This is a genomic window from Nocardia sp. Tas62D01 (genome assembly GCF_055232035.1).
The window spans coordinates 9,137,167-9,160,523 of record NZ_JBUYUZ010000001.1; the positions used below are offsets into that span (position 1 = coordinate 9,137,167).

A 23,357-nucleotide genomic window follows, 5' to 3' on the forward strand; every position below is an offset into this window, starting at 1 on the left:
CCTGCACAGCTCACCGCGCGCACCAGGCCGAGCAGATCACGGGTCGAACAGACTTGAGCTGAATTTCGAGGCCCCGTGTCGACCGCAGCCCGACCAGTACTTCGAATGGCTAGTTCTTGAGCTCATGTCAGCACTGCCTCGAGCTGTGTGAATGGGGTGGCTGCTGTGGTGTGGGGCCACAGTTGCTCTGGCGAGGTCGTGGCGACGAAACACTCCCGGCACACCACCTCCAGGCAGTCACGCCCCCGCAGGTCGGTCAGGTACAGGCGGTCGGGCACTACCACCGCGTCGGCGCGCCGGTTGCGCACCTGCGCCAGAAGATGCTTGATCGGATCGGTGATCTCGCCGGTCCCCGGCTGTAGGCGCAGCATTGTGACCATCCGCCACTGATGCCGGTCGGCCAACGCCCGCATCGCCTTCTCCTCCGCCTCGGCGACTGCGCGCGCAAGCTCACGATTCCAGGAAACGCGCAGGTCCGTGCGTAGCAGGCCGATGACGACCGGGTGCACCCGTTGCGTCATCAACGCACCCAACGGCAACGGTCCCCGTGCCGCACACGCGGACCCGATCGGCTCGACCACCTGCGCGTCACGGGGACCGCCCTCGACGGGCATACGACCTCCGCCGGCCCTGCCGGCGACCAGTAGTGAGCCGGAGGAAGACGCATGACGGCGGGTATCGGACATCATGTCAGCATCGCCGCCTTGAGCGTGGGGGCGAGCGCGTCCCGGTCGGTTGCTCGGCACCGTAGAACGACATGTCCATCGGGCCGTATCAGACACAACGTGTCGTCGTCGGGCTGGCCGTAGCGGTCGTGGACGTAGTTGTCGTGGGCGATGAGAGCACCGGCCGGAGCTGTGGCCCGGATATCGGGCGAGGTGATCACAGTCGTGCGCAGCAGATCGCGGTAGGGCGCGGTGGCCTCGGCGATTTCGGCGGCCACTGTGGAGTGCGGGCGTCGCTGGAGCACCAGTAGGGTGTGGTCGGGGTGGGACAGCAGGTTGTGCACGCTCATCGCCGAGCTGATGGGCGTGCCGGGCGCGCGGTCCCCGGCGGTGAGACCGCCGAGGGGTGTCAGGCCCGGCGGCTGGGCGATGACGTCGTGGTAGTGGTACGTCAAGCCTGCAATCAGTTCGGCGGCCCGGCGATGGAATCCAGGCTGCCGGATGATCTCGAGACGGGCCTCGATGGAGTCACCGTGCGCCATCATGATCTGGTGGAGCATATGGCTGGCCTCGATCACCTGGCGGGCGATCGGCCTCCTTTCGGCCTCGTAGGTGTCGAGCACCGATTCGGGGGCGCGGCCGGTAGCGACCGCGGCCAGCTTGGGGCCCAAGTTGAGTGCGTCTTGAATGGAGGCATTCATTCCCATCCCGGCGGCCGGTGAATGGATGTGCGCGGCATCGCCGGCGAGGAAGATCCGTCCGCAGCGGTAACCGCTGGCATTCCGCCGCCAGATGTCGAACTCGGTGGTCCACTTGGGAACGCCGAGGACCGTACCGGGCAGCCAGGATTTGACGACGGTCTGGAACGCCTTACGCGCGGCGACGGGATCGGGTTTGGCTTGGGCTCGGGGGGCGTCGCGCATGTCGCTGATCAGTACGCGGTAGGCGGATGGCAGCGCCGTCGTGAGCAGCATGTGGGTGGGGTCGACCCAGTAGTCGATCCAATCTTCGCTGCCGGGGTAGGGATCCTCCACCTCGACGTCCATCATCCGCATCCGCATCCCGGTGTAGTCGGTGCCCTCGAATTCGAACCCGATGTGGTTGCGGACGGTGCTGTTCAGTCCGTCGCATCCCACCAGCCAGTTGGGGGCAAGCTCCTCCCGGCCGCTACCTGTGCTGTTCGTGTGGTGCAGGACGGCAGTGATCCGGCCGTCGCCGTCGGTCGTGATGGACTTCAGCTCGGTATTCCACTCGATCGTGCCGCCGAGCGATTCGAACTGCTCCCGCAGCGCAGCCTCGGTGTCGTTCTGCTCGACGATGAGGATGTGACCGAACGGGGTCTCCTGGGTCTCCTTCAACACGGTGAAGTCCAGGTACTCGACGGTGTCCACGCCGCGGAAGTGGAACGCCAGGCCGTTGTGCTGCTTGCCGATCGCGAGGAAAGAATCGACGTACCCTCCGCGCGCGAAGCCCTCCGCCGTTCGGGGCTGGATCGTGAAAGAGCGGGAGGTAAAGGCGGGGCCAGGCCTCATGTCGATGACACGGCACGACTCCACCCCGCGAGACAGTAATTCGATGGCGAGGGTCAATCCGGTGGGGCCAGCGCCCGCGATGAGAATCGGATCACACGAAATGACGGATTGAGACATGGGAATTCCTTCGTGCCATGCCGGACTCCCCAGGAACATATAGTGAGCAAACCGGGTTCAGACGTCGTCTGGTCGTCGAACCTGAACGTCAGTAGTACGTCGATGCTCGCGCGTTTCTCCTGGTAGAGGCGGCCTTGTCTTGACGACACGACTGTCACATACTCGCGATTCATTTGGAATGGGCGAATACCCACGCACCACCCAGAAAACCACCTACCCATTACCCACCCGTCAGCCGTGAATTCTGCCCAGTACCTGGCGGTTTATTCCGCTATCGGTTCGGCGAATGCGCCGGAAATTAGTGGATCCAGGCGGCTGGTCGCTGCCAGTGCATGCGGGCGGACATGGGTGGGAGTGGGTAGTGAGAATTGAGGACCGGTGGGCGAATTCCGGCGCTGCCTGTGGTGTCCGTTGTATAGTGATGAAAGGCGGGGATGGCCGCCACCAACCGGGCCGCCCGCACGAGACCCTGAAACGGGCAGCGCACATGGCCGACCGCGTGCAGGTCGGCGAGTTCGTGGTGACTCCCGGCGCGCAGCATGGTACCCGCACCTGCTACCTCGACAGGGGATGCCGCTGCCCGAATTGCCGTGCGATGCAACGTGATTACGCGCAGGGCACGCAGAGCTGGAACCACGTAGGTTCTGCCGACCGCGACATCACGCGCTCGCATGCGCTACAGGATGTCCACCCTGCCGATCACAAGACTCGCGCTTAAGAGTCTCTCGCCCCAATAGCGCTGCCCCCGATCCCCCTAATACCAAGGCCGCGCAGTTAACGCGTGAGCTGGTGTGTCAAGCGGGGTGGGGTGGTGAACGAGGACAGCGGAACTGCTGGTAGAGAGGTGTTGTCCTCCAAGACAATCCGCTCGCCCGAGGAGTTCCGCTGTCGGTTCAGTGTGTCATTGATCGTTCTTCGCCGGTCGCGGAGGGTGTGTTCGCGCCGGGGCATCTCGGGGAACTGACCCGGATCGTGTCGTTCGACCTGGTCGACGCGGCGCTGGAGACGGCCGGTGCCGTGCGGTCGCGGGTGCGGCTGTTGCCGTCGCGGGTGGTGGTGTATCTGCTGCTGGCCGGAGCGTTGTTCTCCGATATCGGGTATCGGCAGGTATGGGCGCGGTTGTGTGCCGGGCTGCCCGGTGGCTCGTTCGTGTGCCCGGGTTCCTCGGCATTGTCACAGGCGTTACGCCGCGTCGGGGTCAAACCGTTGGCCGCGTTGTTCGACCTGGTCGCCGGTCCCGCGGCCGGAGCGGTGCGGTGGCGGGGACTGCTGGTGTGCGCGATCGACGGCACCAGCGTGTTCGTGCCCGACAGCCCAGGCAACGTGGGCGAGTTCGGGCGTCATGGCGGCGGTCACGCCCAGGCCGGGTATCCGATGCTGCGGTTGCTGGCGGTGGTGGCGTGTGGCACCCGCACTGTCGTCGATGTCGTGTTCGGCCCGTTGCGGATCGCGGAAACAGCCTATGCGCCAAAACTTTTGGGATGCCTGCGCCCGGGCATGTTGTTGCTGGCCGACCGGAACTTCGCGGTCACGGCGTTGATCGAGCAGATCACCGACACTGGAGCAGATCTGCTGATCCGCGCCAAACTCAACCGGCGCGTCCCCGCGATCGCGCGGTTGGGTGACGGATCGTGGCTGACGCGCACCGGCACGGTCACCGTGCGCGTGATCGACGCCGAGATCGCCGTCAGCTGCGCCGGCGGGCCACGCCGGGTCGAGCGGTACCGGCTGATCACCACCCTGACCGACGACAAGCGTTACCCGGCAAAGGAATTGGTGGATCTCTACCATCAGCGGTGGGAGATCGAAACCAGCTATTTCGAACTGAAATCGACCATCCTCGGTGGGCGGGTGCTACGCGCCCGCACCCCGGCCGGGGTCGCGCAGGAGGTCTACGCCTTGTTGATCACCTACCAGGCGCTGCGCACCGCCATCGCCGATACCGCGCTGGCCACACCGGGTTTCAGCCCCGACCGCGGCAGTTTCACCATCGCCGTGCACACCGCCCGCGACCAGCTCATCCAGGCCGCCGGAATCCTCGCCACCACCACGATCAACCTGATCGGCACCATCGGCCGCGCGGTCCTGTCCAACCCGCTGCCGCTGCGCCGTCAACGCTCCAGCCCCCGCATCGTCAAACGCGCCATCTCCAAACACCGCGCCAAGGGCGACATCGACCGCAACATCTACAAAACCCAGATCAGCGTCCATATCCTGCCCGGTTGACAACCGAGCAGAAACCTAAACTGCGCGGCCTTGCACTTAGTACTCCAGCCGGACTTCGTGATCATGCCGCTTGTTGGTTGGTTTGGTGCTGGTAGTGGCTGGTTCGGGAGCGGTGTTGATGGCGTCGTCGCCACTGTGACCAGTGGGTGCGGTGGGTGGTGCCGCGCACTGGCGTGATGGGGCGTAGTCGGCGTATCTCGTTGCGGGTCAGGGTGATCAGTCCGTCGATGGCGTGGTCGGGGTGGGCGTCGGCGACGGCCAGGGCGGTGAGCAGGGCCAGTGCGAGCAGGCACAGGATTGTCCACCGTCGCCAGGATGTCCGTGTGCGGACCTGGTGCTGGTCGAGCCCGACCAGGGTTTTGGCGGCCTGGAAGTTCTCCTCGATCGACCAACGGCGGCCCGCGATGCCCACCAGGGTTGTCCATGGCACGGATTTCGTCGAAAAGCATAGGTAGTAGGCCAGTTCCCCGGTACGGCGGTTGCGGCGGGCGAGCAGCCACCTGAAGCCGGGGGCGGCCGGGACATCGCTGGTGTCGGTGGTGATCGGGATGCGAGCCCAGTCGTAGTAGCGGCGGCCTTTGGCCCCGTCGCCGGCCGACAGCGTCCGCCAGGCCCGGCCGGATAGTCCCGCGATCAGCTCATCGACGCGGGCGCGGCGCAGCCCGGTGGTGGTGACCGACCGGTTGCAGGCGATGGCGAGCACGTAGCCGATGCCACGGGACTCGAGTTCCCTACGCAGTCCCGGGTCGGCGCCGTACACCTCGTCACCGGCCACCCACGGCAACCGCAGTCCCGCGTCCAGCGCACGAGTGATCATCCGCGTGGCCAGGGCAGGTTTGGTGGCGAACCCGACATCGGCGGGCACTCCGGCCGCCGCGCACCGATCCGGATCCTCGGTCCACGACTTCGGCAGATACAACTCGGTGTCGATCAGGGTGTGGCCACGGGCGCTGCCGTAGGACAGGAACACCGCGACCTGCGAGTTCTCGATCCGCCCGGCGGTGCCGGTGTACTGGCGCTGCACCCCCACGGTGTGGGTGCCCTTTTTGAGGTCACCGGTCTCGTCCAGGACCCCGATCGCGTCACTGTCACCGAGCCGCTCGACCGCATAATCGCGCACCCCGATCAGCGCGCCGTCGTGATCCCAGCACGCCCGCGCCAACAGGTGCTGCATCGAATCCGGTGACCGGTCACCAGCGTATTCGGCCAGTGACCAGCAGTTCTTCCTCGGCAGCTGCGACACCAGTCCGGTCACCATCCGCACCGCGGTACGCCGTGTTTCCACGCGCGCGAACCCGCCCCCGATCCGCCCGAACACCTCATCCAACTCCGCATCCCACCCCTGCCGGGCTATGCTGACAGCTGCGGCCACTCCGAATTCAGTTGTATTGCACACACATTCAGCAAAGTCACGGGGTGGCCGCACCCATGCCACGACACGCCGAGCCAACTACCGCACCCGCACCGTGGTTCCACCGAACATTACGAAGTCCGGCTTGGCGGCGTGACATGACGGCGATCATGGCGATGTAGACCATGGCTTCGGGGCAAGGGGGCTTCCTCCGCGGCCGTTGTCGGCAGTGCCGCAGCACCACTGACACTGGCCGGGAGCCATCCGGTCACCAATCGGAGATCGCCGAAAGTTCACGTAGGGTTGGATATCAATTGTTCCGGACGGCGTGGTCGGGCCGGAACGCGTCGATGTTGCGTGTGCACCAGTCCTCGAAGGTGTGGGGGCGGCGTCGGAGAATGTGTTCCACGGTGTCGGTGCGGAATCCGGTCGTGTCTTGGCGCATCAGCGTGAATCCTTCGAGGATTGCGTCAGCCAGAGCGGGGGGAGCGCCGTTCGGATAACGGGATGCGACAGCTTGCTCGGGTGTCGCGGCTTCGCGGACCTCGATGTCACGGCCGATCGCAGCCTCGATCACCGCAATCTGTTCGGCGATCGTGAACATCTCATCCCCGGTGAGGTAGTACTCCTTGCCCTCATGGCCGTCTTCGGTGAGAACGACGGCGGCGACCGCGGCGATGTCCGCCGGATCGACCGGTGCGTAGCGGCCGGGGCCGGTGGGGTCATCGACGACATCGCCGGCGCGGATGACCGGGGCCCATTCCAGAGCGTTGGTCATCAAGCCACCGGGTCGCAGAATCGTGTACGGGATGCCCGAGTCTCGGACGATCGTCTCGCGTTCGTGGTGCCAGTAACCCATTGCGGGTATCGGATCGCCCATGACGTTGTACGACGACAGCAGCACGATCCGGCCGACCCCGGCCGCTCGCCCCGCCGCGACCATGTCGCGGGTGTGGTCGATGCCGATTCCCGGGACGAGCAGGAACAGTCGGTCGACACCGTCGAGCGTGGGTGCGTACGTGCTCGCGTCATCGAAGTCGCCGACCGCTCGGTGGGCTTGCTCCGGCAGGCCGGCGGCGCGTCGTGGATCGCGGACGAAAATGCGGAACTCGACATCCTTGGCGGCGAGTTCGCGTACCAGTTCGCGACCGATGTTTCCGGTCGGTCCGGTAACAAGTATCATCATCACTCCAATCGTTAGCCGTCTACTGTTTTGAACGATAGACGGCTAACGATCAGTCTGCAAGCGGTACTTCTCGCGACGGTTTCGCCGCAGTTCAGGAGGTTTGATGCCCGAGTTCCTCGATCTGCACAGCCGGACCTCGAAGCTCTTGCGGGCGCTCGTCGAGCGGAGTGTGCGCCGATACGGGCTGTATCCGGGTCAGGACCTGGTGCTTGCCGTGTTGTGGGACCACGACGGCCGGACGCCGGGTGAAGTCGCCGCCATGCTCCATGTCACAACTCCGACGATCGTCAAGATGGCCAATCGCATGACAGCGACAGGCCTGCTGACGCGACGCCGTGACACGAACGACAACCGGCTCGTACGACTATGGCTCACCGACAAAGGGTGGGACCTACGGGACTCGATCGAGGCCAACCGAACTTCGCTGGAGAGCCTCGTCACTGCTGATCTCACCGAGGCTGAACGTCGATGTCTACTCACGGCGCTCGATAAGATCCACCGCTCGGCAACTGACCTGCTCGAACAACCGCAACAACCCTGAGCGTGCAAACCTTCCTGTGTCAAGCGCCAGCGGCTGTACCCGAGCAGAGCCCAGGTCGGCGGCCAGTGCTTCGCGGACATGCGCGATAGCGAGCTGGCCAGCGCGGCTGGGCGGGCAGGCGTGTAGCTGGAGATGTGGGTGACCGCGTTGACACTGCCGTGCGGTGAAGTGAAAAGGAGGAGCAATGGCGTTGACTTGTGGCACGTCGGAGCGTGCGCAGACTCGGAGATTTGCCGGCGATCGCTATTGGCTACGACGTCACAATTCTTCCGAGTGCACCCCACGATGACATGCCCCGCCTGGAGCGTCGGACGCTATTTTCCCAAGTAGATCCTGGTTCCTGTGATGCTACTGAGTCCAGTAGTTGCCGCCACCACCGGCTGATCCACCGCATACGGTGGCGGATTGTCATGGGCGGCAATGAAACACCGCTGTTCATTCCGCCTGTCGAGATCGACCCGCAGCAACGACCCATCCTGACCGCGGACGATACAAGCCCGACGCAAGATGACCCGCCGACGCCACTAACGCCAGGCCCGAACCAGCCACTACCAGCGGTATGATCACGAAGTCCGGCTGGAGTATTAGGGGCTCGCTAACCCCTACGGTCGGTTCCGTTCTTGTATCACGTTGTCGGGCTGAGCAGTTCGACGGCTAGGAGCCGGTACGCCTTTCGCTTCTCCAGCATGTCGTTCTGTGCCTGCACTAGCTCGTTGACCAGCTCGTCCCTGTTTCGGACGCGAGGACCGGCGGACCACCATTTGTCAATCGCTATCGCGTAGTCGATCACGGCGGCTCGCAGCTCTCCTAGCGGTGCGAGCAACTGGGTCGGTCCTGCGAGTTCGGGCCCACCGCGTCCATCGCCGAAAGTCGTCCACGCCTCCACGTACTCGGCGTGACGCTGGTCGAGCCGGTCGCTCTCCGCACCTTCCGCGACTGCCTCCTGCAGCGCGGCGCAGGTGTTGATGAGCCGATCTACCTTCGTCAGGTATTCCTTGTGCTCTGTGTACTGCCGATCGAGGATGCCGTGTCGGCGCGTTGCCTGTGTTTGGAGCCGCTGGCTCCGGGTGTTGAGCCAGTTGGCGGCGAACACACCGGTGCTGCCGATCAGTGTTCCCGCGATGGTGAACAGGCCAGTTGTGATTTCAGATGGCATGTGACACAACGTAGTCCGTGAGCTGGCTGGTCGCTGGTGAGGTTGTTCATCCGTCCGGTTTCGACACCATCATGCCCAAGACCTTGGCGACTGTGGATAACCCGCCGCATCACGCGCACCTGGTACTCACCAAGGGCGATTCCCACCGGCTGGCCGAGGCGCTGACCGGCAAGGGGGTGACGCCGTTGACTTGACCGGCATACCGCGACCTGGCAATTTTCGATACGGCCCGCCGTTCCGGAGTACTGACGCTGCGTTCCGACGGTCTTGGTGCCCTTCTTCAGATCTCCTGTTCGTCAACCACCAAGGTCGCCTCGCAGTCGGCGAGATGCTCAATGACACAGTCGCGCAAGTCATCTCGCAGTCCGGTGTCGTCGACGATCGCAGCCGACGGCAGGTGCTGCATCGCGTCCGGAGAGCGGTCCCCGGCATGTTCGGCCAAGCTCCAGCAGTTCTTGTTCGGCAGCTCCGAGATCATCTCTGCCAGCATCTTCGCTGCCGTGTGGCGCGTTTCGACCCGGGTGAACCGTGCACCGACACGACCGGTCAGGTCCTCGAACTCGTCGCGCAACGATCGGGGTCCACGATGTCAGGCGCGGCCACCGCCAATTCAGTTGTGTCACGCACAAATACGACTTGATCACGCGATGGCCGCCCTACTGTCAGCAGGGCGGCCACCATCACCACAGGTCACGAAGTCCGGCTGGAGTATTAGGGGCAAGGCCGCGCAGTTAACGCGTGAGCTGGTGTGTCAAGCGGGGTGGGGTGGTGAACGAGGACAGCGGAACTGCTGGTAGAGAGGTGTTGTCCTCCAAGACAATCCGCTCGCCCGAGGAGTTCCGCTGTCGGTTCAGTGTGTCATTGATCGTTCTTCGCCGGTCGCGGAGGGTGTGTTCGCGCCGGGGCATCTCGGGGAACTGACCCGGATCGTGTCGTTCGACCTGGTCGACGCGGCGCTGGAGACGGCCGGTGCCGTGCGGTCGCGGGTGCGGCTGTTGCCGTCGCGGGTGGTGGTGTATCTGCTGCTGGCCGGAGCGTTGTTCTCCGATATCGGGTATCGGCAGGTATGGGCGCGGTTGTGTGCCGGGCTGCCCGGTGGCTCGTTCGTGTGCCCGGGTTCCTCGGCATTGTCACAGGCGTTACGCCGCGTCGGGGTCAAACCGTTGGCCGCGTTGTTCGACCTGGTCGCCGGTCCCGCGGCCGGAGCGGTGCGGTGGCGGGGACTGCTGGTGTGCGCGATCGACGGCACCAGCGTGTTCGTGCCCGACAGCCCAGGCAACGTGGGCGAGTTCGGGCGTCATGGCGGCGGTCACGCCCAGGCCGGGTATCCGATGCTGCGGTTGCTGGCGGTGGTGGCGTGTGGCACCCGCACTGTCGTCGATGTCGTGTTCGGCCCGTTGCGGATCGCGGAAACAGCCTATGCGCCAAAACTTTTGGGATGCCTGCGCCCGGGCATGTTGTTGCTGGCCGACCGGAACTTCGCGGTCACGGCGTTGATCGAGCAGATCACCGACACTGGAGCAGATCTGCTGATCCGCGCCAAACTCAACCGGCGCGTCCCCGCGATCGCGCGGTTGGGTGACGGATCGTGGCTGACGCGCACCGGCACGGTCACCGTGCGCGTGATCGACGCCGAGATCGCCGTCAGCTGCGCCGGCGGGCCACGCCGGGTCGAGCGGTACCGGCTGATCACCACCCTGACCGACGACAAGCGTTACCCGGCAAAGGAATTGGTGGATCTCTACCATCAGCGGTGGGAGATCGAAACCAGCTATTTCGAACTGAAATCGACCATCCTCGGTGGGCGGGTGCTACGCGCCCGCACCCCGGCCGGGGTCGCGCAGGAGGTCTACGCCTTGTTGATCACCTACCAGGCGCTGCGCACCGCCATCGCCGATACCGCGCTGGCCACACCGGGTTTCAGCCCCGACCGCGGCAGTTTCACCATCGCCGTGCACACCGCCCGCGACCAGCTCATCCAGGCCGCCGGAATCCTCGCCACCACCACGATCAACCTGATCGGCACCATCGGCCGCGCGGTCCTGTCCAACCCGCTGCCGCTGCGCCGTCAACGCTCCAGCCCCCGCATCGTCAAACGCGCCATCTCCAAACACCGCGCCAAGGGCGACATCGACCGCAACATCTACAAAACCCAGATCAGCGTCCATATCCTGCCCGGTTGACAACCGAGCAGAAACCTAAACTGCGCGGCCTTGGTACTAAGTGGGCACCGTGTCCCCCGGTCGGGCTGCCGGGATGAGCCGATCCGACGGCGAGCGCCGTGCCGCTATCCACGACGCCGGGCACTGTGGCGCCCGACCGGGTGCGGCGAGCGAACCGGTGCTGGCGCCGGACGGGGCTTGTGGTTTTCGGGAATGTAGTGGTGGACGTGCCCCCGCGAGGCAATGCCCATTTTGGTGAGTATCGCCGCAACCTGTTTGTCGACGGTCTTCGAGGATGTGCCACGGCGGCGGGCAATTTCGGGATTGGTTCGACCCGCCGCGACCAGAAGTGCGACATCCCTCTCCGCCTGGCTCAAACTGTCCCAGGGCCCCGCTGCCGGATCGGTGGCGACCTCAGAGGGTGCGGGTGCGGGGTCGAGGGTCAGTTCGCCCAGTGCAAGCCGATGCACATCGGAGGTGTAGGGGCGCAGTTGTTGGGCACCACGGTTCATCTGGCCGATGAAGACGACGTCGCCGAGTACTCCACGGGCGGTCTTGATCGCCTCGTGGCATGCGACCGCGAAAGTACCCATAGCGCCGATGTCGACGCCCAGGCTGGATCGGAGGGTTTTGACGCCGCCAGCGAGGTGGGCGATTTCAGTCGCGACTCGCACGGGATCGGCGGTGCCGGCTTTGATGATCTCTGCCAGTGCCCAGCACCGCAGTTCGATCGACCACGCCGCGCCCCACTGGTCGCCGACGTCCAGTTGGTCGGTGAGCGTGCCGCGTAGGACCTCCAGCGCCTCGGCAGGATCGCCATGTTTGGTCAGAGTAACGGCCAAGGCCAGCAAGGCCCAGGATGTCGCCCACGACGCTCCCGACTCGCGGGCGCGCTTCACCATGTCACCGGAGATCTCGCTGGCGCGGTCCGCGGTCGTGTCGAGCAACGCGGCAGCCAAACCGGCGAACATACCGGCGAAGACGGCGGCGCCGTGGTCGTTACTGTCGTGGAATTTTCGACGTGCCCGTTCCAGCACGTCGACAGCCCCGGGATTTTGGGCAGACATTTGGGCGGACATGAACATCTGTGTCCCCAACGCCAAGTCGAGGATGGCGGGCAGTCCCTCGACGGCTGCGGGGTTGTCCTGCCAGTCCGTGCCATCCGGCAGGCAGGCGGCGATGCACTCCTCGAGCAGGCGTGTGGCGTCGTCGGATTGGCCCTGCCGTACGAGCATCCACGCGACCGCCGACCTCGCCGCGATCTGCAAGTCGGCGGGCTGCGGCGTCAGCATCTCACTCGCTTCCAGACACCGCTCGGTCCAACGCCTGAACTCGCGGACCGAACCCCGCAGGAAGGGGAGCCGGAGCTGAATCAGGCCCACACTGATCTCCAAACCCGCGCGGGCCTCGCCGGGTGTGGTGATGCTGGTCTCGATCGCGGTGACGACGTTGCCCCACGCCGCCCGGGCCCAGTCCAGCAACTCCCGCTCGGCCGGGCCGAACCAACGGTACGAGGCGTCGACAACCCTGTCCCGGTAGTAGTACAGGTGCCGGCGGGCCAGGCACGCCCGTTCGTCAGGACCGCGTTCTCTGAGCCGGTCCCCCGCGAACAGCCGCAGACTCTCCAACAACGAATACCGCACGGCGCTGCCGGAGATGTGGATCGTGACAAGGGACTGGTCGACGAGTCGTTCCAGGAGCCCTTCGATCTCGTGGCTCGACAGCGTCACCTGCCCGTCGTCACCGGTCTCGTCACCGCAGACGGCTTCGATGGCCTCGATGTCCGCACCCACGCCCGCGGTACTGCCGGTGTCGCCCTCGGTGTCGCCCCCCGCAGCGAACACCGACAACCGTTCGAACAGGAGCCTTTCCTTGTCGCTGCACAGGTCATACGACCAGGCGATGACATTGGTAACCCCGAGATGCCGCTCGTCGGCTCCCGAGCGCGGCCCGGACGTCCATCGCATCCGCCTGTCGTCTGCCCGCCCGGTGAGCTCAGCACGGAGACCCTTCAGCGACGTGTACCGCAACCTCGCCGCCGCCAGCCGGATGTAGAGGGGCGCGCAGCCTACATGGGCGCAGATCTCGACGGCGATGGCTTCTTGGCTCGGAGCAATCGGGTCACAGCCGGTGAGTTCGGCACGCTGCAGAAACAGGGTCAGCGCGTCCGCTTCCGGCAGCTGCTTCACAGGGATCAGGCGTTCGTCGATCCATGCGGTCGGGCTGCGGCTGGTAGCCAGGATGATCAGCCCCGGGACGGCGTCGAGGAGGGCGGGGATCAAAAGCCCCAGACCGCTGAGCACGTGTTCACAGTTGTCCAACACCAGGACAACACGCCGGCTGCGGCCCGACTCGTCTGTTTGGTCGAGGGTGTCGACCAGCGCGTCCCACGTATTTCTATGCGAGTAGTCGGCCTCGATCACAGCGGACGCGGTTTCCCGCTCCACCGCCGCGTAGTCCGCATCCACGGGCAGTCGCGCCAGCCACACCCGATACACCTGGACACCGCGGGCCCTGGCTTCGCGGACGGCCTCAGCCGCCAGACGGGTCTTCCCGATGCCCCCCGGCCCTACCAGGGTGATCATCCGATCCGACCCTGCCCTCAGCAGACTACTGATGAGCTTCAAGTCCTCTTCACGGCCGACAAAGCTGCTCTCACACTGCGCCTGCACTGCGCTCCCCGCCCTCACACTGTGACTATAACGCGAAAGAGGTCGGGCGCTATTCAAACAATTCCCATCGGACCGCCCGCGCCGTGAGTGGGTAGTTCATGGGTAGCGCATGAGTGTCTATGGGTAGTTACCCATTTCCAGGGCGCCTTATGGGTATACACACTCCCCGGCCGACGTCCGAAACGATTCATTCGCTTTCGTCCCGGCGATGGACGAACGGCCCGAAAAGCGCGGCACTCTGGACTTTCTCGTTGCCGATTGAGACGTGCCTCTTCCCTGGTGAGCTGCTGTCGACGGCTGCCGTGAATCGATTCGGAAACGAATTGTCGTGGGTGGGTGCGTTTTGGGTAGTCACCCATTTCGGCAGTGCCGATGGGTGTGGCACAGTGCTGTTCGGCTGCCGAAACAATTGCATTTGATTTCGCGCAGGCAACGAGACTAATACCAGGCCCGTACACACTTAGGGCGCTGTCTAAAGGGGAGTTATGTTGAGTTGTCCTGTCCATGGGTCTCCTGTCGACACGGACGACGACCGCGTTCCGATCTACGGCGAGAAGTTCACCCGCGATCCGCGTGCGGCGTTTCAGGAGATGCGGCGGCGGTACGGGACGCTGGCACCGGTCGAGTTGGCGCCGGGCGTGCCGGGCACCCTCGTGCTCGGCTACGGCACCGCTGTGCGGATCCTCCACGACCCGGAGCACTTTCCGGTCGATCCGCGCCCGTGGCAGCGGACAGTCCCCGATGACTGTCCTCTGCGGCCCATGATGGAGTGGTATCCCGCCGCGCGGTACACCGATGGGCCCGAGCACGCTCGATACCGGCAGGCGTCCGCCGCCGCCATCGACGAAGTCGACCTGCACGCGATGCATGCCACCGTCGAAAACCTCGCCACTCCACTGGTCGAGAGCTGGATCGCGGCAGGTAGAGCCGACCTGGCGAGCCAGTATGCGTTCCCGCTCGTGTTCGCCGTGCTCAACCAGGCAATCGGCTGCCCGGCGGAAATCGGGCAACGGGTCGCCGCCGGAATGGCCGCGCGCTTCGACAGCACCGCTTCATCGGAGCAGGGCATGGACATGCTCACCGAAGCGTTGACCGAGTTGGTTCAGCTCAAGCGCGCCCAGCCCGGCGGCGACGTGACCACGCGGGTGATCGACCATCCGAGCAACCTCGACGACGACGAAATTGTCGCCCAGCTGATGAGCTTCTACGGGGCCGGCATCGAGCCGCAGCGCAACCTGATCCTGAACACCCTGCTCCTGATGCTCACCGACGACCGATTCGGCGGCGGCCTGCTCGGCGGAAGCCTGTCCACTCGCGACGCCCTCGACGAGGTGCTGTTCGACAACCCGCCAATGGCCAACTTCTGCACCACCTACCCGAGGCAGCCGATCCTGATCGACAACACCTGGCTGCCCGCGCACCAGCCGGTCGTCATCAGCATCGCTGCCTGCAACAACGATCCGGTCACCGATGGCGACCGCACCGGCAACCGGTCACATCTCGCGTTCAGCACCGGCCCGCACGCTTGCCCTGCCCGACGGATGGCGTACCAGGTCGCGGTGGACGCGATCGATTACCTGCTCGACCTGGTCCCAGACATCAGACTGGCCGTGCCCGCCGACCGGTTGACGTGGCGGCCAGGCCCGTTTCACCGGGCGCTCACGGCGCTACCGGTCCTGTTCCCCGGCGCCAAACCGATCAGGCGTGTCACAGCGAACTGAGCCGCGAGGTTATCAACCGACGAGAGGGGTGACGGCTATGCATACCGGGCAACCGAGTAGAACCGCGATGTTCGTAGCGCACGCGAGGGCCTACCACCAGGTGGCCGACCCTACATCGCCAGCGGCCCCTCGGAACTGGTATTCGACTACTTCTACCCAATCGCCTCAGCACCAGGCGATCCCACGGGCACACAACTACAAAATCGCGCTGAACTAGTTGCCGCAGCAGGTGAACCATGGCACACCTTCTTCACCGCCGACGAAATTCGCACCCTCCTGCTGTCCTTCGGCTACCACCAAGTCGACGACCGTTCCGCGTCAGAGCTGTTGGCTACCTATGGTGTTCGGACAATTGCTCGCCCAACCGGTTCAGGACCACACCTGATCCACGCCTGCACGGCGTGACGTCGTCTCGTCAATTCACACCTTTGGTGGCGACGTAGTCCGGGCGCAGTCGTGCTGGCACCGCGGACGTTTGGTACCAGACGCAGCGCCCAGGGGCGGTGTGACGGTGACGGGAAGGAAGGCATCGGCGGGGTCTCGGCCGGTCAGTCGCTCGTACAGGCGCGCGGAGGCGGGGCCAGAGCGTGACAGACCGCCCGGCTGAGTCCTTGTACCAGGTCGGTGCCGTGCCGTTGGGCCGACGGTGCGGGCGATGGCCTGTTGCCGCCAGTGCAGGTAGCAGGCCATCGCCTCGGGGCGGACGTCGATTGATATGCCCCGCCGCTCGCGCCGGCGGCGATGTAGCGGGGCCGAGGCTTGCTTCATGCGAACGTTGGACCCCGACGACAGGAATGTGCCGGGTCCATGCACCATGTACAGGCCGGGAAGCCAGGGACGGCCAAGCCGAGGTACGCCTCGGCGCCAGCTGCCCATCGCTGGCCGGGGTGACGTGGTCGATGCCCTCGGTGACGAGTTCGACGGTGGTGCGGGTCGAGGCGGCGCAGAAGCCGGAGTCGACGAGAATGGCTTTTCGCTGAGGCGGTAGTTCGGCGTCAGCTGGGCTCGCAGCGCGCGGTCGGTGATGCGCCGCCGAAGGTATGCGCGCGCTACCCATTCTGCGGGCCGGGCGGACCAGCCTTTGGTCATGATCGGCGCAAGGCCGAGTTGTGTTCATTTAATTGAACACTTTGAGTCATAGACAGACTCTAAATGCCCAGTTACGATCCACTGACGCACGCCATTGACACACTCTTGGGGTTGCCTATACGCCGTTCGGCGCCGCCGACGACGATGCCAGCGGCTCACAAGGGCGCAAGGGGAGGTACCGTGAGCAACCAGACGGACGAAACCAGCCAGCCACGTCCGATCGCTGACTCCAAACACGCCGCCGTACCAACCGACATCAGATTCGAATTGCAGTGCGGCTACACCAGGCTGACCTTTACCCCGCATCTGACTCGCGTCAGCGTGGCACCCATGCACCGCAGCCTCCGCGATGCCCTCGCCATGGCCGCGCTGATGATTCGCGCAGACCTGGCGAAACAGGGCGCGATAACACGCCGGTTACAAGGGAATCCGAAGATCGCCGACGACGGCACGATCAGGGTCGTCCTGACCGATCGCCTGGGCCGGCGCCGTCGCCCGATCACCGTCACGCCCGCGGATATCCTCGCCCACCTACGCGATTGGACAATCGGATGACGACCGCGAGACCAGATATCACGAACGGAGAAGCCGACCCCGAAACTGTCACCGGCCTGCCGGTTCTGTATTCCCCCGACGCCGTTGCGCAGGCTTTTGGCCTATCATCGGCCAACTGGCTCGAAGAAGCGGCGCGGCAGAAACGAATCCCGCACACCCGGATCGGCCGACGCCTGCGCTTTACCCGCGAACAAGTCGACCTCACCATCGAGCTCTACACGATCCCGCAGGTAACCCCGGAGCCGCCTACGCAGGACCGGCCCCGCCGGACAAGTAGGGTGCAGAAGCCGCAACCCAGGCGTCTGCAAGCCCGCGTCCCCGCCCGTATGCGCAAAGCAGCAGCGTCGTAAGGTCACGCTTGCCTGGCCGCGCAGCCGGTCGGCCGCGAGCGGTACGGTCAGCCTTTGGCAGCAATCCCGAGACGTTTGTCGCGCAACCCGCTCGTTCTGTCCAAAGCAAATCGTTCGCCAGAAAGACCCGCGCCAGAAGCCCCTGCGCGCACTGGCCCGATTGCCATAGATCAGTCTTGCCCAGTTGCTAGCGGACAAGTGATATTGGCTCAGGCACAAATTTGATGATCGGTGCGTGTCGATCACGCTGGGCTGCAAGGCAATCGCATATAGACGCAGCTCGTGGTGTTGCATGATGTCGCGAGAACCCTTGTGAGCCTACTGTTTCCGCGTCCGGCGGGAAGTCGCCTCGATGGCGTCTAGCCTCGATCTTTCTCGTGGCTGATGTGCTGGCCTGATCGGGTTCGGATTGCGTTTTTCGATGGTAGCCGGGTTGGTGGGTGCCGCGGACCGTCCCGTGTCATCGGGGTGGCTGCCGGGTTCCACGGGCCCGGTGGTGGTCCTTTCGGGGTTGTAGAGACGATTTGTGCTGGTCAGGTGGCTTCGAGGCGAGCTAGGGCGCCGAGGGCCAGTCCGGTGGTTGGCGCGTTGCGGGGGAGGTGCAGCCGGGTTCTTCGGGCGTGGCGGGCGATGCGGCCCGGTAGTGAGAACAGGTGCAGCCGTAGCGTTTTCGGTTCCCAGCGGCGAGCGTCGTGGCCGGTCAGTGCCAGCATTTGCATCCACGCGGTGAGGTCGAGCGCGAGCGCGACCAGACCCAGCCAAATCTGGTTCGCTGCAAAGGATTTGAAGGGCAGGTTACGCATCCCGGTGTCCTTGCCGGCTTTGATGCGATCCTCGCATCGAGCCCTGCGGCGGTGCCGTAGCTCGAGATCGGGCAGTTGCCCGCGGCCGGTATTGGTGACGAACGCGGTCAACCGCAGCCCGTCGACGTCGGTGAACCGCAGCTGTGCGCCGGGGTGGGGGCGTTCTTTGCGCACGATAAGCCGCATCCCGGCCGGCCAGCCCGACACCTCGACCATGCCGGTGATTTCGGCGACCCACGCGCCCTTGCGCACCTGGCCGTCGGCGTCGTAGGCCGGGGTCCACACCTTTTCCGGGACCAGGTTCACTGCCTCGACCAGAGCATCGGTGAGGGTGAACCCGAGCGAGTACTGCACCCGCCGTTTGTGGCAGTACTTCACGAACTCATGCGTGCCGCCACCGGCGTCGGCGCGTACCAACATCTTTCGGCCGATCCGCCACGAGGGCCGCCGCGGCAGCTGTTCGAGTGCCTCGGCGAGGACCTTTTTGTGGTCGGCGGCGGTGTTGGCGCCGGAGTTGCCGGCGCGAAGCAGGATCGCGGCGGGTTCGCCGGTGCCGTCGGGGCCGTGGTCGATGAACGCGCACAACGGGTGGAACCCGAACCCTTTTTTGTAGGTCGGGGCGGCGTTCTGTTTCTCGGAGTGGGCATCGAGCAGTGTGGCGTCGAGATCGACGATCAGCGGATTCTCGGCGTCGATCCCGTGGTCGGGGGCGTGCTCGCCAGCGCGTTTCCACGCCGCGGCCCGCGCGGTAGCGCGGGCTTTCGCTATGGCCGACAACGCTTTCGGTGCATCCGCGGCCAGGGTGGACACCAGCCGCGACACCGTCGGATCCCAAGCAACAGGCCCAAACATTCCCGGCTGGGTGCGCAGCACCGACACATCCGCAGCACAGTCGGCCCCGGCGGCGACCGCGATCGCCAAATCCAGCACGATCTTGCCCGGATCGTGTGTCGCGAGGGGTTTCCGCCACGGCGTCAACGCTTCCGACAAGCCTTTGACCAGGCCGATCTTCTCCGCGGTGCGCACCAGCAGCAGCGTGCCCGCCTGCGACACCAAACCCGACCCATCCCCGTCCGCGGCCAGCCGCGGGTACCACGTAAACTCACTCACCGAAAAGGTGCTTCCCTCATCTGCTCATTCGACTCTAGGCAAGCCGAATTATCGCAGGTCGGAACACCTTTTCGCACATCCGGGGATCAACGACTCAATTACCGTGAATGGCGCAGGCTAGGCACATTCTGTCCGGGTTGGGCTGTGGCGCTGGTATCGCTCGACCAGCTCGGTAACCTGGTCACAACAGTCCGATCCAGTTCGACGCGTCGACCTGTAGTTCCTCGGCCGACTGCACGCGGTGCGCGGAGAAGATACTCCGCTGGCATCGGGAATCCGGGCACCTGAACCGGCGCACCATCAGCCGGATCACTACTGCCCGACCGGCCACGGGGTGTCACTCGTCCGCGGTGCACAACCGCTACCAGTGCAAGATCGCAGATCTGGCCACTCGGATGCGGAAGTCCGGACCTGAGAGTAAGACTAACGTATTTAGCGATGAGAGAGGAATCGTTAACCATGCTTCGAAAGGTTTCGAAAACGGCCCGGAAACCACGAACTCCGGGCCGTTTTCTATCAACGGGACAGGATTGGAACCTGCAACCCCTGGATCGTGAACCAACCGAACCCCTGTCACCACACTTCGTATCGTGTGTTGTGGCCAGCGGGAGCATCTAATCCACAGGACACCCTTGGTGATCCGAGTGGCCTCAACTGGTCCGATGCGTCACCGCTCCCGAATCAGCTTCGGATGAAACCAGCGCCATTTGGTGCGGCACCGAGTAACGACGAAACCGCCTCGGGAACAGCAACAACAACCGCCCGATAGCCCATCACGGCGACACTGTCGGGTGAGCGCTATGCGAGACCGAGTTTAGGTCGAACCCAGGCAGCCAGCTTTTGGATTGCATCGTCGGACTCGGGCGAATATCCAGCAGCCATCTGAAAGATGTGCAACTGCTCGGGGAAGACTTCGATCTGGGCGTCCACCCCGGCTTTGCGGAGATTCTCGTCGAGTTGAAGGCTCTCACCGAGCAGTGTCTCGTCGCCACCCACCTGGATGTACGTAGGAGGCAGCCCGCTCAGGTCCGCATAGAGGGGGCTGGCCAGCGGATCTTTCGGATCGGCATCCCCCAACACGAAGGAGGCCAATGCTGCCACGACTCCCTTGTAGAAGAAAGCTTCGGTCTCCTGTCTCGTCTCGAAGGTCTCATTGCCCACTGTCAGGTCTACCCACGGCGATATCAGCATCAACCCAGCCGCGGTCGGCAATCCGAGCTCACGGGCGCGCAGCATGGTCGCGATAGACAGATTGCCACCGAACGAATCGCCAACAAGCGCAATGTGGTTTGCATTGACACCGTGAAGCAGCCACTGATAGGCAGCAACGGCATCGTCGAGTGGCTTCGGATACTCAGCTTCACTGTACTCAATCAGCAGCGCCCGGGCGCCCACCGCTTTGGCGAGGTGGCCATACATCTTGCGGTGTGTGTAGATAGAGCCGCTCACACCTCCACCGCCGTGCACGCTAAAGATGACTCGGTTCTGGGCACTTCCCTTCGGGACGACCCACAGTGCCGGCCGTCCGCCCACCTCGACTTCGAGGTAGTCGACGCCGCCCGGCTCAGACGTCAAACCACCCCAGGTTTTTTCCACTCTTTCGCGGCTCTCCGCCCACGTCTGATTCGGATTTGCTTGGGCTGCAGCCGTCATGCTGCGCCAGTAGTTCCTTACGGCTTCTGATTGCTCGCTTGCCATGATGTAGTTCACTTTCTAATTCAAGGTCCGTTTGTTTGCGTCAGATGCGACTCGGGCACTTCAAGTCCGGCGCGTGCATCGCCTATGCCGATGCTGGGATGCCTTCATGGCCATACCAGTGGAACCAGGCAGAATCACCGTCGCATCGCAGTACCAGCTGACGAATACGTTCACATCGCGCTCGGCACGGCGGTAGATGTTGCCTAGACACCCGCGAACGGAAGGTTCCTCAAGCTGAATTTTTGAGGCGCTACCACTAATGACAGTGACCACCTGCCGGTAAAGATTCGAACTCATGTCATGTCATGTCATGCCATCCCTACCTTCCAAAGGCTTCCGAGCCGCCGCAATCCGACGGCCCCAATAAACCGACGCACCTCGGGTACCGATTTGGACAGCTCCACGAAAAGTCCACAGCGCGCCGGCGGGAGTTCGGTCAGCCCGTCAGGCTCTGGAGTCGTCGCTCGAGTTCGGCACGCTCCACGGCATTCGTCGACAGCGCGATCGCCTGTGCATAGGCGCGCTTCGCGCCGGTCAGATCACCCGCACGCTTGAGCAGTTCAGCGTGTGCGGCGTACAGCGGCTGGTAGCGCTCGAGTGCGGGATCGCCGAGCAGCGGCTCGAGCAACTCCAAACCGGTTCGGGCGCCGTAGGCGAACCCGGCTGCGGCCGCATGATTGAGTTCGACCACCGGCGAGGGATTCAGCTTGCCGAGCGCGCCATACAGTTCCGCGATCTGCGCCCAGTCCGTCGCGTCACCGTCGGAGGCTTGGATATGCAGCACGGTGATCGCTGCCTGGAGCTGATATTGGCCAGGACAGTCGAGCCGTACCGCGCGTTGAAGAGTACCGAGCCCTTCGCGGATCCGGTCACGATTCCACAGGGACGTGTCCTGTTCGGGTATCGATACATAGTTGCCGTGCCCATCGACACGGGCGCCGTGGCGCGCGTCGTGCAGCAGCATCAGGCTCAGCAGACCCCACACCTCAGCGTCATCGGGCATCAACTCGCCCAGCAGGCGGCCCAGGCGGATCGCCTCGTCGCACAGTTCGCCGCGCACCAAACGAGTGCCTTCGCTGGCGGAATAGCCTTCATTGAAGATCAAATACACCACGCTGAGAACGCCGCGGACTCGACCCGCAAGCTCGTCGTCGCCGGGTACCCGGTACGGGATGTGCGCGTCAGCGATCTTGCGTTTGGCGCGCACAATTCGCTTGCCCATCGTGGGTTCGGCGACCAAGAACCCGCGCGCGATCTCGCCGGTTGTCAAACCACCGACAACGCGCAGGGTCAACGCGACTCGCGCCGACATATCGAGCGCAGGGTGGCAGCAGGTGAAGATCAGACGCAACCGGTCATCACCGATCACGCCCTCTTCTCCCACCGACGGATGCTCCTTAGGGTCAAGGCGCAGCAACGCGGCCAGGCGCTCGCCGCGATCAGAGACCGACTGGTCACGCCGAAGACGATCGATAGCCCGCCGCCGCGCCGCGACGGTGATCCACGCTGCCGGATTTCTCGGCACCCCGTCACGCCGCCACGTCGCGACCGCGGCCTCGAACGCGTCTTGCAAAGCATCCTCGGCTACCTGAAAATCGCCGACGTGCCTGATCAAAGTCGCGAGCACGGTCGCACGTTCGTCGCGAAACACCCGTACGGCCGCTGCGGTTGCCGGCTCATCCACCGCGGGCTCGCGACCACTCATTGCGGCGAGGACGCCTGGCCCGGAACAGGGATTTCCGTGACGCCGACGATCGGTCGCACCTCGACCGAGCCACGGTGCGCTATCGGCATCCGCGCCGCCCAGTGCAGCGCTTCGTCCAAATCGGCGCAGTTCAGCACGTAGTAGCCGGCAAGGACCTCCTTGGTCATCGCGAAAGGCCCGTCGGTCAACTCGATCTCGCCCCCGCGCACACGCACGGTCGTCGCGATGTCCACAGGATGCAGCGGACCGTTCGCAACGAGTAACCCCGCCTTCCGCAGATTGTCGGTTAGCTCCCGCCACAGCGGCATGTCCGCCCATCTATCCACTTGCTGCTCGTCACCATCGACCTCAGGGGTGTACAGCAACAACATGTACTCCGCCATCACTACTCCTTATGTACATCCGCAATATGTGATCGTCACAACTACGACGTAGCAGAGCCCGGAATTTGGACAACCCAAGCCGGTAATGGAGGGTCAGGTGTCGTAGTCGTTGATCGGATGGGGAAGTCGGACATCGTCACTTTAACTATGGCGAATGGCTCGACTTCGATGGTCGATCTCAATTCCGGATCGAGGAAACAGCCATCCGTCAGGCACTTCTGGGCAGATTTTTGGAAGTGCTGTCTGTCCATGACGTGAACGTGCCCGGTGTAGTCGCTCATGTCCTGGGTAGCAGCGCCTTCGCTCGATAGATAACGCCGTCCTCAGTGGCGACG

At 64.4% G+C, this 23,357-nt stretch carries 17 protein-coding genes and 1 pseudogene; 7 read left to right on the forward strand and 11 right to left on the reverse strand.

The window, feature by feature from the left end:
• Nucleotides 1-122: 122 nt before the first annotated feature.
• Together ACV7NQ_RS44510 and ACV7NQ_RS44515 are read right to left on the reverse strand one after the other, a co-directional pair.
• On the reverse strand, nt 123-614 hold the full coding sequence (locus tag ACV7NQ_RS44510) for a hypothetical protein (RefSeq protein WP_463364985.1): 492 nt from the start codon (nt 612-614) through the stop codon (nt 123-125).
• A gap of 71 nt (nt 615-685) precedes the next feature.
• Complete coding sequence (locus ACV7NQ_RS44515; RefSeq protein WP_463364986.1) at nt 686-2,314, reverse strand: FAD-dependent monooxygenase; 1,629 nt, start codon at nt 2,312-2,314, stop codon at nt 686-688.
• Between the two features lie 933 nt (nt 2,315-3,247).
• Here ACV7NQ_RS44515 and ACV7NQ_RS44520 point away from each other — a divergent pair.
• Complete coding sequence (locus tag ACV7NQ_RS44520; protein ID WP_463364987.1) at nt 3,248-4,540, forward strand: IS4 family transposase; 1,293 nt, start codon at nt 3,248-3,250, stop codon at nt 4,538-4,540.
• Nucleotides 4,541-4,601: 61 nt separating this feature from the next.
• On the opposite strand, the gene ACV7NQ_RS44525 is transcribed toward ACV7NQ_RS44520, so the two are convergent.
• Together ACV7NQ_RS44525 and ACV7NQ_RS44530 are read right to left on the reverse strand one after the other, a co-directional pair.
• Nucleotides 4,602-5,894, reverse strand: coding sequence for an IS701 family transposase (locus tag ACV7NQ_RS44525; RefSeq protein ID WP_463366050.1), 1,293 nt, complete (start codon nt 5,892-5,894; stop codon nt 4,602-4,604).
• Between the two features lie 307 nt (nt 5,895-6,201).
• A complete protein-coding gene (locus tag ACV7NQ_RS44530; RefSeq protein ID WP_463364988.1) occupies nt 6,202-7,077 on the reverse strand; it encodes an NAD(P)H-binding protein in 876 nt (291 codons plus the stop codon).
• Nucleotides 7,078-7,180: 103 nt separating this feature from the next.
• Here ACV7NQ_RS44530 and ACV7NQ_RS44535 point away from each other — a divergent pair, with 103 nt between their 5' ends.
• Nucleotides 7,181-7,618 carry a MarR family winged helix-turn-helix transcriptional regulator gene (locus ACV7NQ_RS44535; RefSeq protein ID WP_463364989.1) on the forward strand — a complete coding sequence of 146 codons (438 nt, stop codon included), beginning with the start codon at nt 7,181-7,183 and terminating at the stop codon, nt 7,616-7,618.
• 625 nt (nt 7,619-8,243) lie between these two features.
• Here ACV7NQ_RS44535 and ACV7NQ_RS44540 read toward each other — a convergent pair.
• The gene (locus ACV7NQ_RS44540; protein ID WP_463364990.1) at nt 8,244-8,774 is read right to left on the reverse strand and encodes a hypothetical protein; all 531 of its coding nucleotides are present in this window, start codon (nt 8,772-8,774) and stop codon (nt 8,244-8,246) included.
• A gap of 44 nt (nt 8,775-8,818) precedes the next feature.
• Between ACV7NQ_RS44540 and ACV7NQ_RS44545 the strand changes: the two are divergent.
• Nucleotides 8,819-8,968: pseudogene (locus tag ACV7NQ_RS44545) on the forward strand (ATP-binding protein); the annotation flags it as partial.
• A gap of 86 nt (nt 8,969-9,054) precedes the next feature.
• Here the strand turns inward: ACV7NQ_RS44545 and ACV7NQ_RS44550 are convergent.
• On the reverse strand, nt 9,055-9,345 hold the full coding sequence (locus ACV7NQ_RS44550; RefSeq protein ID WP_463364991.1) for a hypothetical protein: 291 nt from the start codon (nt 9,343-9,345) through the stop codon (nt 9,055-9,057).
• Nucleotides 9,346-9,664: 319 nt separating this feature from the next.
• Between ACV7NQ_RS44550 and ACV7NQ_RS44555 the strand changes: the two genes are divergently transcribed.
• Nucleotides 9,665-10,957 (forward strand): IS4 family transposase, encoded by a 1,293-nt coding sequence (locus ACV7NQ_RS44555; RefSeq protein ID WP_463364987.1) that lies wholly within the window; start codon nt 9,665-9,667, stop codon nt 10,955-10,957.
• A gap of 104 nt (nt 10,958-11,061) precedes the next feature.
• Here the strand turns inward: ACV7NQ_RS44555 and ACV7NQ_RS44560 are convergent, their stop codons facing one another.
• Nucleotides 11,062-13,626, reverse strand: a complete 2,565-nt coding sequence (locus ACV7NQ_RS44560; RefSeq protein WP_463364992.1) for an ATP-binding protein — start codon at nt 13,624-13,626, stop codon at nt 11,062-11,064.
• 470 nt (nt 13,627-14,096) lie between these two features.
• Here ACV7NQ_RS44560 and ACV7NQ_RS44565 point away from each other — a divergent pair, with 470 nt between their 5' ends.
• The 3 genes from ACV7NQ_RS44565 (at nt 14,097) to ACV7NQ_RS44575 (ending at nt 17,323) form a co-directional block, all read left to right on the forward strand.
• Nucleotides 14,097-15,329 (forward strand): cytochrome P450 family protein, encoded by a 1,233-nt coding sequence (locus ACV7NQ_RS44565; RefSeq protein WP_463364993.1) that lies wholly within the window; start codon nt 14,097-14,099, stop codon nt 15,327-15,329.
• A 1,269-nt stretch (nt 15,330-16,598) separates the two neighbouring features.
• Nucleotides 16,599-16,973, forward strand: a complete 375-nt coding sequence (locus ACV7NQ_RS44570; RefSeq protein ID WP_463364994.1) for a hypothetical protein — start codon at nt 16,599-16,601, stop codon at nt 16,971-16,973.
• The gene (locus ACV7NQ_RS44575; protein ID WP_463364995.1) at nt 16,970-17,323 is read left to right on the forward strand and encodes a helix-turn-helix domain-containing protein; all 354 of its coding nucleotides are present in this window, start codon (nt 16,970-16,972) and stop codon (nt 17,321-17,323) included. The genes ACV7NQ_RS44570 and ACV7NQ_RS44575 overlap by 4 nt, the downstream gene beginning before the upstream one ends.
• A gap of 533 nt (nt 17,324-17,856) precedes the next feature.
• On the opposite strand, the gene ACV7NQ_RS44580 is transcribed toward ACV7NQ_RS44575, so the two are convergent.
• The 4 genes from ACV7NQ_RS44580 to ACV7NQ_RS44595 form a co-directional block, all read right to left on the reverse strand.
• Nucleotides 17,857-19,236: an IS1380 family transposase gene (locus tag ACV7NQ_RS44580; RefSeq protein WP_463364996.1), complete on the reverse strand. Its 1,380-nt coding sequence runs from the start codon at nt 19,234-19,236 to the stop codon at nt 17,857-17,859.
• A gap of 798 nt (nt 19,237-20,034) precedes the next feature.
• Nucleotides 20,035-20,946 carry an alpha/beta hydrolase gene (locus ACV7NQ_RS44585; protein WP_463364997.1) on the reverse strand — a complete coding sequence of 304 codons (912 nt, stop codon included), beginning with the start codon at nt 20,944-20,946 and terminating at the stop codon, nt 20,035-20,037.
• A gap of 424 nt (nt 20,947-21,370) precedes the next feature.
• The gene (locus ACV7NQ_RS44590) at nt 21,371-22,639 is read right to left on the reverse strand and encodes an RNA polymerase sigma factor (protein ID WP_463364998.1); all 1,269 of its coding nucleotides are present in this window, start codon (nt 22,637-22,639) and stop codon (nt 21,371-21,373) included.
• Nucleotides 22,636-23,022, reverse strand: coding sequence for a YciI family protein (locus tag ACV7NQ_RS44595; protein ID WP_463364999.1), 387 nt, complete (start codon nt 23,020-23,022; stop codon nt 22,636-22,638). The genes ACV7NQ_RS44590 and ACV7NQ_RS44595 overlap by 4 nt, the downstream gene beginning before the upstream one ends.
• Between the last annotated feature and the right edge of the window lie 335 nt (nt 23,023-23,357).

Coding starts and splice junctions, on each gene's coding strand:
- ACV7NQ_RS44510 (WP_463364985.1), bottom strand. CDS start 614: ATGCCCGTCGAGGGCGGTCCCCGTGACGCGCAGGTGGTCGAGCCGATC.
- ACV7NQ_RS44515 (WP_463364986.1), bottom strand. CDS start 2,314: ATGTCTCAATCCGTCATTTCGTGTGATCCGATTCTCATCGCGGGCGCT.
- ACV7NQ_RS44530 (WP_463364988.1), bottom strand. CDS start 7,077: ATGATGATACTTGTTACCGGACCGACCGGAAACATCGGTCGCGAACTG.
- ACV7NQ_RS44535 (WP_463364989.1), top strand. CDS start 7,181: ATGCCCGAGTTCCTCGATCTGCACAGCCGGACCTCGAAGCTCTTGCGG.
- ACV7NQ_RS44540 (WP_463364990.1), bottom strand. CDS start 8,774: ATGCCATCTGAAATCACAACTGGCCTGTTCACCATCGCGGGAACACTG.
- ACV7NQ_RS44575 (WP_463364995.1), top strand. CDS start 16,970: ATGACGACCGCGAGACCAGATATCACGAACGGAGAAGCCGACCCCGAA.
- ACV7NQ_RS44590 (WP_463364998.1), bottom strand. CDS start 22,639: ATGAGTGGTCGCGAGCCCGCGGTGGATGAGCCGGCAACCGCAGCGGCC.
- ACV7NQ_RS44595 (WP_463364999.1), bottom strand. CDS start 23,022: ATGGCGGAGTACATGTTGTTGCTGTACACCCCTGAGGTCGATGGTGAC.